The 15,953-nt window shown below is 41.9% G+C and carries 15 protein-coding genes and 1 pseudogene; all 16 read right to left on the bottom strand.

From position 1 onward, the window contains the following. Nucleotides 1-178: 178 nt before the first annotated feature. Nucleotides 179-574 (bottom strand): hypothetical protein, encoded by a 396-nt coding sequence (locus tag Q7P05_RS07305; protein WP_119206577.1) that lies wholly within the window; start codon nucleotides 572-574, stop codon nucleotides 179-181. Nucleotides 575-693: 119 nt separating this feature from the next. After that, nucleotides 694-2,307, bottom strand: coding sequence for a membrane biogenesis protein AsmA (locus Q7P05_RS07300; RefSeq protein ID WP_303931369.1), 1,614 nt, complete (start codon nucleotides 2,305-2,307; stop codon nucleotides 694-696). A 290-nt stretch (nucleotides 2,308-2,597) separates the two neighbouring features. Further along, entirely contained in the window at nucleotides 2,598-2,951 is a 354-nt protein-coding gene (locus Q7P05_RS07295; RefSeq protein ID WP_213467964.1) for a P-II family nitrogen regulator, read from the bottom strand. A gap of 114 nt (nucleotides 2,952-3,065) precedes the next feature. After that, a complete protein-coding gene (locus tag Q7P05_RS07290) occupies nucleotides 3,066-4,343 on the bottom strand; it encodes an ammonium transporter (protein WP_295826486.1) in 1,278 nt (425 codons plus the stop codon). Nucleotides 4,344-4,588: 245 nt separating this feature from the next. Continuing rightward, nucleotides 4,589-6,421 (bottom strand): carbon starvation protein A, encoded by a 1,833-nt coding sequence (locus tag Q7P05_RS07285; RefSeq protein ID WP_295824337.1) that lies wholly within the window; start codon nucleotides 6,419-6,421, stop codon nucleotides 4,589-4,591. A gap of 247 nt (nucleotides 6,422-6,668) precedes the next feature. Continuing rightward, on the bottom strand, nucleotides 6,669-7,439 hold the full coding sequence (hisF, locus tag Q7P05_RS07280) for an imidazole glycerol phosphate synthase subunit HisF (RefSeq protein WP_295824339.1): 771 nt from the start codon (nucleotides 7,437-7,439) through the stop codon (nucleotides 6,669-6,671). Nucleotides 7,440-7,451: 12 nt separating this feature from the next. Further along, entirely contained in the window at nucleotides 7,452-8,078 is a 627-nt protein-coding gene (hisH, locus tag Q7P05_RS07275; protein WP_287537152.1) for an imidazole glycerol phosphate synthase subunit HisH, read from the bottom strand. A 200-nt stretch (nucleotides 8,079-8,278) separates the two neighbouring features. Next, a complete protein-coding gene (hisC, locus tag Q7P05_RS07270; protein WP_295824341.1) occupies nucleotides 8,279-9,355 on the bottom strand; it encodes a histidinol-phosphate transaminase in 1,077 nt (358 codons plus the stop codon). Nucleotides 9,356-9,510: 155 nt separating this feature from the next. Continuing rightward, complete coding sequence (gene hisE / locus Q7P05_RS07265) at nucleotides 9,511-9,837, bottom strand: phosphoribosyl-ATP diphosphatase (RefSeq protein WP_005387497.1); 327 nt, start codon at nucleotides 9,835-9,837, stop codon at nucleotides 9,511-9,513. Between the two features lie 2 nt (nucleotides 9,838-9,839). Further along, nucleotides 9,840-10,157 (bottom strand): phosphoribosyl-AMP cyclohydrolase, encoded by a 318-nt coding sequence (gene hisI, locus Q7P05_RS07260; RefSeq protein ID WP_295824343.1) that lies wholly within the window; start codon nucleotides 10,155-10,157, stop codon nucleotides 9,840-9,842. Nucleotides 10,158-10,270: 113 nt separating this feature from the next. Continuing rightward, nucleotides 10,271-11,029: an imidazole glycerol phosphate synthase subunit HisF gene (gene hisF, locus Q7P05_RS07255; protein WP_295824345.1), complete on the bottom strand. Its 759-nt coding sequence runs from the start codon at nucleotides 11,027-11,029 to the stop codon at nucleotides 10,271-10,273. Between the two features lie 95 nt (nucleotides 11,030-11,124). Then, nucleotides 11,125-11,844 (bottom strand): 1-(5-phosphoribosyl)-5-[(5-phosphoribosylamino)methylideneamino]imidazole-4-carboxamide isomerase, encoded by a 720-nt coding sequence (gene hisA / locus Q7P05_RS07250; protein WP_295824348.1) that lies wholly within the window; start codon nucleotides 11,842-11,844, stop codon nucleotides 11,125-11,127. Nucleotides 11,845-11,870: 26 nt separating this feature from the next. After that, nucleotides 11,871-12,461: an imidazoleglycerol-phosphate dehydratase HisB gene (gene hisB / locus Q7P05_RS07245; protein ID WP_295824350.1), complete on the bottom strand. Its 591-nt coding sequence runs from the start codon at nucleotides 12,459-12,461 to the stop codon at nucleotides 11,871-11,873. A gap of 21 nt (nucleotides 12,462-12,482) precedes the next feature. Further along, nucleotides 12,483-13,760: a histidinol dehydrogenase gene (gene hisD, locus Q7P05_RS07240; protein WP_303931365.1), complete on the bottom strand. Its 1,278-nt coding sequence runs from the start codon at nucleotides 13,758-13,760 to the stop codon at nucleotides 12,483-12,485. 47 nt (nucleotides 13,761-13,807) lie between these two features. Beyond that, nucleotides 13,808-15,409 (bottom strand): ATP phosphoribosyltransferase, encoded by a 1,602-nt coding sequence (gene hisG / locus Q7P05_RS07235; RefSeq protein ID WP_303931364.1) that lies wholly within the window; start codon nucleotides 15,407-15,409, stop codon nucleotides 13,808-13,810. Nucleotides 15,410-15,642: 233 nt separating this feature from the next. Next, nucleotides 15,643-15,953, bottom strand: a pseudogene (locus Q7P05_RS07230) (histidinol-phosphatase); the annotation flags it as partial.

The raw sequence follows: 15,953 nt of genomic DNA, 5'->3' as shown, positions 1-15,953 counted from the left end.
AAAGAGTCACTTCGGCAACACCTTCCAGGCGAATCAGCTCGTTACGGTTAAGAGATTGTTGAGCAAGCTCTCAACGCATTAAAAAATTTATGCAAATAAAAAGGTCCCATACGGGACCTTTTTATTATATAGCATATATAATTATTCGAAATTAGTTTTACTAAATTTGATGACTATATTATCTGCCAAAACCATAACGGTTAAGTGCCGTATTACCACTACCATATATAGCCATGATCTTCGCCATGAAATAGTCAGCTACTGCTAGAGAGTATGCTGCAATATCATTGTAATCAGAGTATTTTGGTGCAACATTAGTCACAGTAATGTTTTCAATAGTAGTACTAGCTTTAGGAGTAGTCAATTTATTTGTAGTAGGTGCAGGATCTGTAACAGTTACTGTAGAACCCATAGCTGGATTAACATAACCTGTTGGAGTAGATACTGGCGGACGTTGGGAATCAGTATATTTGTAGCCATAAGAAGCGTCTGCTTGTTGTGGTGCTACTGTAACAGCGCCAAAAGCAAGTACAGCTGCGGCCAAAACGATAGAGAATTGTTTTGATGCTTTCATAAAAAACCTCCAAATAACACAAAAGTATTTTATCAAAAATTATGATAACGGAGATTTATTATAAACCATCTAAATAAATGCACAATGAAAGAGAGTTAATATCATTTATATTTCATTTATCACTTTATTTTGATACCTTTGAAAGCATCTTTCACCTCATTCATTTGGCGTTTTACATCACCAACAGATTCTTTTACATCATCGGGAACCTTGATACTATCTATACCTTTAGCTGAATCAGAGGCACGCTTACTATTTTCACCAGCTTGCTTCATCCCAACTTTAATCCGATCCATGTTCTCATCAATCTCATCGAAGGACTCGTCATAGAGGATAAAATTACTGCCCCCATGCGATGTAATGTTAAGAGGCCCCATGGTGAGTTGCCCATTATCGATGCGCAACGCATCTGTAGAAATGGTCGTAATATTCGTATTAACTGTCACATCACTAAATGATAAATGACGTCCCTTATTATGAAAGTTTCCTGTAATATTTTTAATTGGAATGAGCATATAATGGCCTTCACCAGACCAGAAATTTCCCCACACCTCCATATCACGAGGCTTACCTTCGCTTTTAAAGTTCAAATTAGCCGATACAGGAACGACGAACTCAGGTGTTTTAAGGGCCTCACTACTATCTAAATCCTTAGCTACTCCTGTAATGGTATAGGCTCTTGTATCTAAATTGTATACCCCTTTTGCCTCTAATTTGCCACTGTACACATTAGCATTAACATTTTCAAAATTTAAAATGCCATCTTGGTACGTTACATCACCCACGACGTTTTCAAAGGTAAGCGCAGGAATACGTAAAATAGGCATCGTTACACGGCCTTTAGCTAACGGTCGATTAAAATCACCTGTTACCTTTGTCAACAAGGTCATAGCATCGTGAATATTATCGCCAAAACCAAGGGATGCTGGGTCTACGCCTTTCACATCAAACTGTAAATCCAGTTGAGGCATGCGATGCTTCAACACATCCTTTAAATCAACGCGTCCTTTTAGTGTCATTCCATCACCAATAGCGGTTCCACCAAACTTACCGGTTTCCATATCAACGCAAATAGCGCGCTTACTATCAAGATGAATTTTAGCCTCTACATTCTTCATCACATAGTGACGATTTTTCTGAAAGATTTCTAACTGATTATTTCTAAGTGTAATGGTAAGGTCCAAATGTTGGCCTTCCCAATTAAAATTACGAACCTTCTTCGCCAATTCCTCTTGCCGATCTTGAGTAGTCTTTTTAGGCGGCTTAGGGCGAGGTTCTACTTCATCGAGAGGCTTATTCACATCAGGCGATGCAGGTACGAAGTCTAGTCGGTTATTATCATCTAGATCGACTACGATTGTAGCATCGTTGAGCTCAATGCCATTGATAGCGGAAGCCTTAAAGTTACGAGTGACTACGTCCCACATATTGACGCGAATCTTACCACTTGGAACGGTAAGCAATTCACGGCCTTCAGGATCTTTCCACACCAAGTCGGTAAAAGATAATGTCCCCCACGGTGTTGCAGTTAAACTCTCTACGGTTACAGAACCACGCATCATCGTTTGCCGAGCCATAACCTCATTGAAGATAACGCCCATCCCACGACTCGCTATCGTAGCCAACACAAAGAAAATAATCGCTCCAATGGCAAGAAAAGCAGCAATGCCTTTTAGGCCTTTCTTATACAATTGTTTATATTTTGTCCAATAGGAACGTATGTAATGTTTCATAGCATTATTATATCATGATGCATTTATAATTTTATTTTAATGGGGCCCTAAAACGTAGCGGCCGGTATATTGAAATGAGTGGTCTATACAACTTCGCTCCAAAGCGAGCTAAGTCGCTCATTATGTATAGACCACTCATTTCATAACGTTTGTTACAAAGGTGTCCCATTAAAATAAAATATATTCCTAAACTCTGATAATAATAATGATATGAAGCATTACTCGAAAAGAGTTAAACAGAAAAAAGACGAGGGTAAACCTCGTCTTTTTTCTGTTTTAGTATTCGGTTGTTATGCTTCGTCGTCTGTTACAGCTTTAGTACCTCTTGTGCCTGTCCGTATACGCATCGCGTCTTCTACATCGTATACAAAAATTTTACCGTCCCCTACTTCACCAGTTTGTAATGTATTACGTGCTGTATCCATCACGAGATCCACAGGCACATCACACACAACGGTTTCAACTTTTACCATAGGAATTAAATTTACATCATATTGTTGGCCCCGATATACTTCGGTATGGCCCTTTTGTAATCCACAGCCGAAGACTTGTGACACCGTCATGCCTTGAATGCCAATCTTGTTTAACGCCTCTTTTAAATCCTCTAGCTGCTCTGCACGAGCGATTATATCTACCTTTTTCATTCGTTTCATATATCTATCTCCTATGTGGTACAGAAGTACGCATTATATAACCTAACTTTCACCAATTACAGCATATATACATCCAATTGTACCTTACTATGTATCTATCACAAATCATAACAATGACGTTTGATTGGACGAAATAAATCGCCCTGAGCTTTTAAATTCAGATTGATTATAAGCACCTTCGCCATGTTCACTAATATCGATGCCAAGTGATTCAGAGCCAATGCTAACGCGCATATCCATAAAGGCGCTGACGATTTTAAATAGTATAAATGTACCTAGAATGGCAAATACATAGGCAATCACAAGTGAAAGTAATTGAGGGCCTAATAAGGAACCGCCATAGAACAAACCATTAGCCCCATCAGGATTAATCGTCGTTGTAGCCCATAAACCTGTAGCGATAGCGCCCCACGTGCCGCCTACACCATGAATACCAAAGGCATCAAGAGAATCATCGTAGCCAAGGCGGTTTTTAATAATGGCTACCGCAAGATAACATACAACGGCACCGACAAAACCAATTATAATGGCCGCCATAGGCGTTACAAAGCCTGCTGCTGGTGTAATCGCCACAAGGCCAGATACACCGCCAGAGGCAGCTCCTAATACAGTAGGTTTACCGCGGTGCATCATTTCTACTAGCACCCAGCCTACAATACCAACCGCTGCAGAGATTTGTGTAGTTAAAACGGCATTAGCCGCAAGGAACCCTACACCAAGAGCAGAGCCTGCATTAAAGCCAAACCAACCGAACCATAGAATAGCAGCCCCAAGAATTGTCATCGGCAAATGGTGAGGCAGCATAGGCATGCGTCCATAGCCGCGGCGACGTCCTAGCAACATACACAAGGTCAACCCAGACACACCGGACAACACGTGAATCGCAAGCCCTCCGGCAAAGTCTAATGCACCTAAATCGCTAAGGAATCCACCACCCCAAATCCAATGAGCCATCGGATTATATACAAAGATGGACCATAACAAAGCGAATATTACAAAGGGAGCAAAGCGCATCCGACCTGTAATAGAACCACTCATGATGGCTGGTGTAATGACAGCAAACATGCATTGAAATGCTACAAAAGCAAGCTCAGGAATATGTGTACCACTTAAGATGGCTGTCTCCGCACCACCAAGGCCAAATTTACTAAAGTCGCCGATGATGCCATGTAGATCATCACCAAAAATCAACGTATAGCCTATCAAAATAAACTCAACAGAGATGACACCAATCAAAAAGAAGCTCTGCATGATCGTACCTAGCACATTTTTACTACGCGCCATCCCACCATAAAATAACGCTAAACCAGGTGTCATAAAGAATACTAATGCAGCACACAACAAGACCCATGCTGTGTTGCCCGTATCAATCATATTGACCATAAGATACTCCTTTCCATACAAAAAGCGCCTTGCTCGCAGAAACTCTGCATGCAAGGCGCCGTTACCTAACTATTTTATTGTAGTAATAAACATCACTACATACATCCTATATTAGATTTCTATTCATGTCAATAAATTCTATAGAATTTTATTTTCAGCCCTATAGATTTCCATGAAATACACTAATTATATAAAAAAGAGCACTCTTTATGAGTGCTCTTTTAAATGTTTAATAAAACAAGCTATTATGCTTTTGCTTCTTTACCGTATTTTACGAGGCTTTCAGCTTCGATTTCAGCTTGAGTGCGATAGTCTTGAGGAATGTCAGACAAACGAATCCAGCTGCGAACTGCTTCTACTAATACGATAAGAATCATGAGGAACATAGCAGCACTGAATGCTACTAGGATCCATTTACCAGCTGGAATGTAGCTGTTAAATACGTTTTCAAAGTCTGCAGCGATAGCCACGATAGCCATGAGAATACAAGGAATACCTGTTACCCATGCATAACGTTTGCGGCCAAGTCGCATGATAACTGTAGTACCTACAGCCAATGTCATAGTACCTAATAATTGGTTAGATACGCCGAATAGAGGCCAAATAATACCGATGTTACCTTGTAGAACTAGGTAGCCCCACAATACACAAATTAAAGCTGCACAACCATAAACGCCAGGAGCCCAATGTTGGTCGTTGAATTTAGGATGGAAATGACCTAATAATTCTTGAAGTAAGTAACGACCTACGCGAGTACCAGCATCGATCAAAGTCATGATGAACAATGCTTCGAACATGATACAGAAGTGATACCAGTAACCCAATAAGTGATCCATGTTAGGCAATCTGGAGAAGATATGAGCCATACCTACTGCAAGGGATACGGCACCACCAGGACGATGCATCAAGTCTTCACCAACCATTGCGGACAATGCTGGCAATTCATGAACTTGAAGGCCTAACGCTTTGAAGGATTCAACAGTGGAGTTAATTGCGAAGTAATCATCTGGATGCAATGCAGTAGCTGCGATCAACGCCATCATAGCGATGAAGCCTTCTGTTAACATTGCACCATAGCCGATAGGCAAGATTTCTTTTTCATTAGTAAGCATTTTAGGTGTTGTACCTGTTGCGATAACAGTATGGAAACCAGACAACGCACCACATGCGATAGTAATGAAGATGTAAGGGAATACAGAACCTTTCAATACAGGACCGCCACCCCAGATATAAGGAGTAACAGCTGGCATTTGAATTTCAGGCATTACGATGATAATACCAAGAGCCAATGCGCCGATTGTACCGATTTTAAGGTATGTGGACAAATAGTCACGAGGAGCAAGCAATAACCATACTGGCAATGCTGCTGCAAAGAAACCATAGACTGCAAGCATGATTTCAATAGTTTGCAAGTCATATGTGAACCAAGAAGCATATTCGCTAGCTGCTACGTTTGGACCGTAGATAATAGCTGCGAAGATCAATGCTACACCGATAATAGTTGCTTCTTGAATTTTACCAGGACGCAACCATTTCAAATAAATACCAATGAAAATAGCGATTGGAATTGTAGCAAATACGGAGAAGAAACCCCATGGGGAGTTATGCAATGCGTTAGCTACTACTACGGCCATACCAGCAAGGGTGATGATCAATAGGAACAATGTAGCAAGCATAGCACCGAAACCAGCAAATTTACTGATTTCTTCCCGTGCAATATCCGCAATAGATTTACCATCATAGCGAACAGATGCGAACAAGATAACCATGTCATGTACAGCGCCAGCTAATACGGAACCGATAAGGATCCATAATGCGCCAGGCAAATACCCGAACTGGGCTGCGATAACAGGACCTACAAGAGGACCTGCACCAGCAATCGCTGCAAAGTGATGACCAAATGTTACCCATTTGTTAGTTGGCACGTAATCGTGACCGTCGTTGTGAACCATAGCTGGCGTTGGACGATATTCATCCAATGTTAATACTTTCGCCGCTATGAAAGCCCCGTAAAAGCGGTACGCTAAAATTAGAATACACGCGGAGGCTATAACTAAGTAAATACCATTCATAACCATATAAACACCTCCAATTGTCTTGTGTGACATGGTGTTATATAAAAATATCTGATAAATCTTTTGCTCATCCATGCCACATTGGCTCTCTAAACTTTTAGTACTTACAATAATTATTGTATATCTAAACATAAAAGTGTCAATTATCGATTTCTCATTTTGAATGTACATTATGAGTTAAAAGCATAATTAAAAAGCATTCTCCGTTAATAAGAGAATGCTTTTATCGTTTTATTTTGATAGTAATTATCTATTGTCTTACGACGATGCCTACTTCATGAAGTGCTTTTTTAATATCTTTTATAGTTAAAACTTTGTTATGTAGCAACGCGTCAGCAAGAGCTCCAGTTACATTTGTCTTTGTAAATAAATCCACAAAATGCTGTATATTTCCAGCACCACCAAAGGCCGTTACAGGCACATCAACAACCTCTGCCAAGGCCTGATATAATTCAATATCAAAGCCAAGACCTGTGCCATGTCTATCGATACTCGTTACCAATAACTCACCTGCACCACGGTCTATCGCTTCTTTCGCCCATTCTAAAGCATTTTTGCATTGTGCCCCCGGATCATCAGATGTGCCATGTCCATAGGCATACCACATTTTTTCAAAAGGATTATATTTTACATCTAAGCACACAACGATACCTTGATTGCCAAACTTCTTTGCCCCTTCTGTAATAAGGGATGGATTAGATAATGCCGCCGTATTGATAGAAACCTTATCGGCACCAGCTTTCATAAGCTGCATCATATCCTCCACAGAAGTAATGCCACCACCTACAGTTAATGGCATGAATACCTTATCCGATGCATTGAGTACTATATCAGTAAAGGTTTTACGGCCTTCTGTTGTAGCCGTTATATCTAATAATACAAGTTCGTCCGCCCCTTGTATCTCATAACGTTCCGCACATTCAACAGGATTACCGGCATCAACCATATCTCGGAATTGCACACCATTCTGGACACGACCATTGGCCACACTGAGGCAAGGAATAATACGTTTCGCTAACATAGAATGACCCTCCTATTGTTTCGCCGCTGCATAGGCTTCCGTAATATTGCCAAATGCACGCAATAGATTTAAACCTACTACACCACTTTTTTCAGGATGAAATTGCATTCCATACACTCTACCGCGCTCTACAACGCCAGGTACATCGATACCATAGTTTGCAGTGGATGTAATAAATTCAGGGTCTGTATCTACATAATAGGAATGAACGAAATAGGTATATTGATTGTCTACATTGCTGAAAGCACTATCTGGATGGTGCACTGTATTTTTGTTCCAACCCATGTGGGGCACACTGAGGCCAAGGTCACGAGGAATTTCTTTTACCTTGCCTGGAATAAGTCCTAAGCCTGGTGTTGGGCCATATTCTTCGGACTCTTCAAATAATAGCTGCATACCCAAGCAAATACCTAATAATGGTATTTCTCGTTTTACCACTTCATGAATGACATCGACGAGACCACGTTCCTTAAGGACTGCTACTGCCGACGCATAGGCGCCTACACCTGGCAAGAGAACGCCATCAGCATTTAGTATAACCTCAGGATCTGCTGTTAGCACCGCATCAAGTCCGATGTAGGCCAACGCTTTCTGAACATTAAATGTATTGCCCGCATCATAATCTATAATGGCAATCATAATATACTCCTTTCAACAGCCTTAATGAGCCCCAGTCATTACTAGGGCTCGTCATTCACGTTGTTTTCGTTATATATATTCTCTAAACAGGATACAAACTCCTGCCATTCAATTGGGTAAAAGCTAAACTCCATTCTATAGAATGAAAGTTGATATCATAAGGCGCAAATTATTAGTATATATGATATATCCCATATTGATTAATTCATGAATTGTTTTAATATACCGCGCATAACAGCTCCATCTTGAGCCATTGGAATGGTAAGTCTCAACCAACCTTCCCGTTGTCCGCGGCGCACTTGATAGCCTTCTTTTAACCATGCATCAGCCAAGCCTTCTGCATCAGATACAGCAAAGAAAATAAAGTTCGCTTCACTCTTGTAGTAGTGAATACCTAATTCATCAAACAAGCTTTCCCATTTAGCCCGCTCTTCTGCATTTTGAGATATCGTTCTTGTTAAGAATGCTTGATCATCAAAGGCTGCTTCTGCTGCTACTTGGGATAAAGTATTGAGATTATATGGCAAGCGGATAGTTTGCATATAGTTCGCAAGCTCTAAAGGCGTCATCATATAGCCTACACGGTAATTAGCAAGACCATATGCCTTGGAGAAGGTACGCATAATAGCTACATTTGGGAACTCATCTAGCAATGCACGTGCTGTAGGAACATCTACGGACGTAACAAAATCAATATAAGCCTCATCGATGATAACTAGTGTGTCTTTTGGTACTTTTGCAATAAAGTTACGGATATCTTCAACAGTTTCATAGGTACCTGTCGGGTTATTAGGATTACAAATCCATACGAGACGTGTTGTGTCATCTACAGCTTTCAACAATGCAGCAAAATCATAGTGACCTGTTTCAAAATCAGCTTGGACCTCACGAATTTCAGCTCCCTCAACGAGACCATTTAAAGCATACTCGGAGAAAGCTGGCACGCTTACCACGATGGAGTCACCAGCGCTGATCAATGTTTTATTGACCATGGCAATAACCTCATCAAGGCCTACACCGATAACGAGTTGCTCTGGTTGTACCTTCCAATACGCAGCCAATTTCATACGCAAGTCGGTAGCATTACCATCAGGATAATAGTTAGCATCATTATATGTGACATAGCTAAGGATAGCCTCGCGCACCAATGGAGATGTACCGTATGGATTTTCGTTGGCTGACAAGCGCACTAATCGGTCCACCCCAAGACGTTCCTTTACCGCTGCAGCAGGCTCCTCTGGTATATAGGGTTTCAATGTGCGAATTATCTCTTTCATAGGCTATCCTTTCTAACTATTTTCTTAACGTATATACACGCGTTCAAACTCATTTTGTGTTTATATACTCATCTAAACTCATATGTACGTATTTCAATGCAAATACATTTATTAAAACTCATATGAACTTATGTAAGCTCACCATACGGTGTTCATTATAAATTCGTAATCTCTGGACGATCTGTAGTCTTGCTCACTACCCCTTCACGGCTCGCAAGTTCTGCCTCAATGGCTTCGTAAGGGATATTTTTTTCCGCCAATAATACGAGCAAGTGATACAACACATCTGCTGTTTCGTAAATCAACTCTTGAGGATCTTCGTTCTTTGCAGCGATGACAACCTCTGTAGCCTCTTCGCCTACCTTTTTCAAGATTTTATCGAGACCTTTATCAAATAAGTAATTCGTATAAGAACCTTCCTTAGGTTGCGCTTTGCGGTTCTTAATAATTTCGTATAATTCGTTCAATGTTTGTTGTGCCATGACTAACTCCAATCTACATCATTAAAGAAACAGCTTGTGCGCCCCGTGTGACACGCAGGACCTTCTGGCTTAACTAAAATGAGCAAGGTATCTCCATCGCAATCGAGGGCCATGCTCACCACGTGCTGCACATTGCCACTGGTACCACCCTTGTGCCATAGCTCTTGGCGAGAACGAGACCAAAACCACGTTTCCTTTGTCTCTAGTGTTTTGTGAAAGCTTTCTTCGTTCATCCACGCCACCATGAGCACGTCTTTTGTGTCTACGTCTTGTACAACCGTTGGCAATAAGCCATTTCCCTTTTCAAAATCCGGTTTCATATAGTAATCCTTTAATACAAGTAATCTTTTCAAAATTCAATGTTTTAATTAGTACCATTACCATATTGGAGGCATTTAATCCGTTTACCATACTCTAATTATGTAAATTACTTTTATCGTACAGTAATTCCTCGAGCTCGTAATTCATTTTTAAGATCAGGGATTTTAATTTCTCCAAAGTGGAAGATAGATGCCGCTAGTGCACCGGTAACGCCGGTTTGTTCAAAGAGGTCTATAAAATCTTGAACCTTGCCGGCACCACCAGATGCGATAATAGGTACATCTACAACGGCTTCAATGGCCTTATATAGTTCGATATCAAAGCCAGATTTAGTGCCGTCCTTATCCATGCTCGTTACAAGCAATTCCCCTGCTCCACGAGAGACAGCTTCCTTAGCCCAATCGAGGGCTTTCCATTCGGTGCGCTTACGACCACCATGCGTATAAGCGTACCATTCGCCAGTCTCTTCGTCTGTTTTTACATCGATAGCCACTACCATACATTGGTTACCAAACTTTTGAGCTCCTTCTGTGATGAGTTCAGGATTTGCAAGAGCTGCCGAATTCAAAGATACCTTGTCGGCGCCAGCTTTCAACAAAGCCGTCATATTATCAACGCTCTTAATACCACCACCAACGGTGAGCGGCATAAATACCTGGGAAGAAATCTCTTGCACCACGTCGCGCATAGTAGTCCGTGCATCGACAGTAGCCGTAATATCTAAGAATACTAATTCGTCAGCCTGTTGCTGTTCATAGGAAGCCGCAATATCTACGGGACTCCCTACATCTACGAGGTTAACAAAGTTAACCCCTTTTTTAACGCGCCCATCATCCACATCAAGGCATGGAATAATCCGTTTCGCTAACATAATTCTACTCCCCACTAAATGTTATCAATCTATTTCATCGGTCATGCTAAACAACACATGTTGTAAATACTACAGGAATAGCATCAGCAATATAATTACCGTTGATTGTACCCGGCAATTTCCTCTAATGTAATAGTTCCTTCATACAAAGCCTTACCAACGATGCTATCCATAACGCCTTTAGCTTCAAGGGATTTAATGTCTTCTAAATTACGAACGCCACCAGACGCAACGATACGCGCTGTAGGGAATTCTTTTTGCAAATTGCCAAGCAAGTCCTCGTTAGCACCTTGCATAGTGCCATCTCTGTCCACATCGGTAACGATGAAGTACTTTGCGCCGCCTTCAACCATAGCGCCAATCAAATCGGTCATAGGCACATCGGATTGATCGAGCCAACCTTCAGCAGCGACCTTACCATTTTTACCGTCTACGCCGATTACAATGCGCTCTGCACCATATTCAGCAATCACTCGTTTGGTAAGCTCTGGATTTTTGAGTGCTACGGAACCTAAGATAACGCGGTCTACACCTAAACCTAAATAGAGGTCAACAGCTGCTTTATCTCGAATGCCTCCACCGATTTCAAGGATGCCTGTGAAAGCCTGACGCACTGCTTTTACAATGTCCACATTAACAGGCTTACCTGCCTTAGCACCGTCTAAATCGACGAGGTGGAGTGCGCCTACCTTGGCATCTTCATATTGTTTTGCTTGGTCCACTGGATCTGGATTGATAACAGTTTCCTGCGCGAAGTCACCTTTATAGAGGCGAACGCTGCGACCATCTTGTAAATCTATAGCTGGAAAAATCATAGGTTCTCCTTTATTAAATGACTGTATTAAATAACACCCTTTGTGGAGTTTACCCCTTGAATATCTGGGTTAATCGTAACGGCCTTGCGCAATGCGCGACCTGTAGCCTTAAACATGCTTTCAATAATGTGGTGCGTGTTGCGACCATATAGATTGCGAACATGTAAATTCATAGCAGCGCTCATAGCAAGAGCTTGAAAGAAATCCTCCACTAGCTCTGTTTCAAAGTTGCCCCCAAGAACTGGAGTGCTCCATTCACCTTGGAATACAAGGTACGGACGGCCGCTCAAGTCGATTACAACTTGTGTTAGTGCTTCGTCCATAGGAACCCAGGCATCGCCGTAACGCTCGATGCCAGCCTTATCGCCAAGGGCTTTCACCAAAGCCTGACCTAACGCCAGTCCGATGTCCTCAACGGTGTGGTGAGCATCTACGTATGTATCGCCCTTTGCCTCAACCACGAGACCAAAGCGGCCGTGTTTTGCCAGCAGCGTCAACATGTGGTCAAAAAATCCAATCCCTGTGGAGATGGAGCTCGTTTGCGCCCCATCAAGGGTAAGTTCTACTGTAATATCTGTTTCTTGCGTGGTGCGTTGCACCATACCTGTGCGTATCATAACGACCTCTATACTCCAAATCTATTTTTCAAAACGTACTTCGATGGCGCGAGCATGTGCTTCAAGGCCTTCTGTACGAGCTAATGTAGTGATGTGTATTGCCACTTCTTCTAACCGTTCTTTTGTAAATTGTGTAAAGGATGTACGTTTCACGAAATCATATACACCAAGTGGAGAGGAGAAGCGTGCTGTACCACTTGTTGGCAACACGTGATTTGTACCGCCTACGTAGTCGCCCAATGGTTCAGATGCATAAGCGCCGAGGAATACGGATCCTGCATTTTGAACGAGGCTCATGTAGTTCATTGGATCTGGTAATTGGATTTCTAAATGCTCTGGTGCTACTTCGTTCATGACTGTAAACATGTCTTCAACACTGTCCATAACGGCAATATAGCTGTTATTCTCAATAGCAGGACGAGCGATGCTTTCACGAGGCAACAATTTCAATTGACGTTCTACCTCATCGGATACAGCATTTGCCAAGCTTTCACTAGTAGTAACCATAATAGTGCGCGCCCGAGGATCATGTTCCGCTTGGGACAAGAGGTCTGCGGCGAGATGAACTGGATTAGCACTGTCGTCAGCAATAACACCGATTTCACTAGGGCCCGCAATCATGTCGATATCGACTTGACCGAATACTTGGCGTTTTGCAGTGGCTACGTAAATATTGCCAGGGCCTACGATTTTATCGACCTTTGGAATACTTTCAGTACCATATGCAAGGGCTGCTACACCTTGAGCGCCACCAACTTGGTATACTGCATCAACTCCAGCAAGCTTAGCAGCACCCAATACAGCAGGATTGATGCCGTCCTTTTGAGGAGGTGTAACCATAACGATTTCTTTAACACCTGCAATTTTAGCTGGCAACGCAGTCATAATGATAGTAGAAGGATATGCTGCTGTACCGCCAGGAACGTAAAGGCCAACGCGAGCCAATGGAATTACCTTCTGACCACGGATGATGCCTGGTGTATCCATATCTACAAAGCCTTGCTCGATTTCACGGCTGTGGAACTCAGTGATATTAGCCTTTGCCTTTAATAAGGCCGCTTTTAAATCGTCGGATAAGGACTCATAAGCGGCATCGATTTCCTCTTGAGGCACCTTGAAATCTTCGATAGTAACGGCATCGAACTTTTCAGAATAGGCCTTTAAGGCCGCATCGCCATTGGTGCGCACATCCTCGATGATATCGTACACGCGACGTTCAATTTCCATGTCTGTAGTTTGTTGCGTATAATTTCGCACGATACCGAGCATCGTATCTAATGATTCTTTATAAATTTTCATGTCTTATCCTTCTTCCTATATGCTATTCGCACTATTAGTTCTATCTCTTATTTATTAATGGCTTCTGAAAGCTGGTCTATTAGTTTGAAAATAGTATTTCTCTTTTGTTTTAACGCTAATGGATTAGCTACTAAGCGAGTAGAAATCTTTTGCAACCAGTCGAAGATTTCTAAGTTGTTTTCACGTAATGTTGTGCCCGTTTCCGTAATATCTACGATGGCATCCGCTAGACCTACGAGAGGTGCTAACTCAACGGAACCTTCAATTTTGATGATTTCCACATCTTGGGCCCCAAAGTACTGTTTTGTAATAGTTGGATATTTTGTACCAATACGTTGGCGGCGACCTTCTTTAGGATCATAGCCCGCAAGAGAGGCCAAAATAAATTGGCATTTACCAGTTTGTAGATCAAGCATTTCATAGCTTGTATCATCTTGTTCATCTAGTACATCACTACCAACAATACCGAGGTCTACTACACCATTTTTCAAATATGTTGTTACATCAGGGCCTTTAGCGAGTATTACCTCAATGGCATCACCTAATGGAATGATGAGCTTACGCGCCTTGTTGCGTAATGGTTCACAATCAATACCGCATGCTTCTAGAAGAGGAATAAAATCCTTCTCTACACGGCCCTTTGTAAGAGCTATACGCAATTTGCCATTATCTTGATTGTTGCTTTCACCATTCAAGGTAACATCTGTCAACACATCAATATTAAAAGCCATTCCCACCGCAGGCATCGGCGTACCATCAAAGCTAGAGAGCAAGCCATCATAACGGCCGCCGCTGACGATGTATTGAGATACGCCATCCACGTAGCCTCTAAAGGTGAGGCCTGTGTAATAAGATTGAAACGGTTCTGTAGACACGTCGATACGAACCTGTTGGCCTGTTTGAGCCACTTGGTTAGCCATATCGACGAGATTGTCTAAAATGCGTTGCGCCGCTGCTGGCAAGATGATTTGGTTGAGCTCATCTTTAATATCTCGGACCGTGCCAAACAAGCGAGGCCATACAGTTAAGAATGGATATAACGCACTATTTTTAAAGTCGGAAATCAACTCGTTGTAACGAGGTAAATATTTGGTAAACAAAGCATCTAATAGCTCTGTTCTTTCCTCATCACTAAGGCCTAGCGCATCGGTGATAGCACGAGAGAAGCGAGCATCCCCAATCTCAAGCAATAAGTTATTACCAAGCTGTGTTTCGTTTACCTCTTTAATGATGGCAAAGCATTCTTGCTCTGCTTCAATGCCTTCATAGCCTACCATCTCGATGCCGCCTTGCGTTACTTGATTCACATCACCACGGTGCTTTTTATTTTTCATGAACACATCGCCTAAATAGTAGAACGTGCGAGGCAATTCAATATTAGTAGTGGCCAAGAAACGTCCAATCGGCATGGTCAAATCAGGACGAATTACGACGGACTCATCAGAACTATCCATGAACTCGTACATATGCTGACCGCGCCCCATTGCATAGCCATTAAATACATCCTTGTACTCCACAAGAGGTGTAGAGATCTTTGTGTATTGGCGACTACGACATAGACCGAGCACATATTGGCTCACATCATCCTTGCGCTCCGCTACGGCCCCTATATCATCACGGAACCCCGTAGGTAATTGCTGCTGTACCATCCTAAACATCCTTTCTATCATTTCATTTCTCATGTCTGTGAAAGCATCATATAATCAGTTTCAAACGAGTTAAATGGCTTTCATTTACCTATGAGAAAAAATTTACCTATATCGATACTTTCCTATTTTATCGCTTTATCTAATTAAAGCATGAAATTATAATATAACGGTTCTATAGAATTGTCAATAGAACCGTTAATATTTCATGTATTTACTATAATAATGATTTTATGCTAGCCCCAAACGTTTTCTATATCTGCCACGCTATGTGCATCAGAGCCAAGTACAAATGGTACACCGATAACTGCTGCCATGCCTTGGATGAAGCGGCTTGGGTACATTTCACGACAATCTGATTTGAAGAAGCCGCTCATGTTGTAGTCTAGCTCGCGACCTTGAACGCGCATGATATGCAAAATATCGCTCACCACCTGCGCATTGCGACGATCTAAATGACGTTCAAATCCAAAGTGATGTTGGTATTTCTTGATTAAATCAAAATGACCTATGCGTTTAGGTGTATATTCACCGAGGTCAGCACGCA

Source organism: Veillonella dispar (genome assembly GCF_937975875.1).
Lineage (GTDB): Bacteria > Bacillota > Negativicutes > Veillonellales > Veillonellaceae > Veillonella > Veillonella dispar_B.
This window is presented reverse-complemented; position numbering and strand designations above follow the sequence as displayed.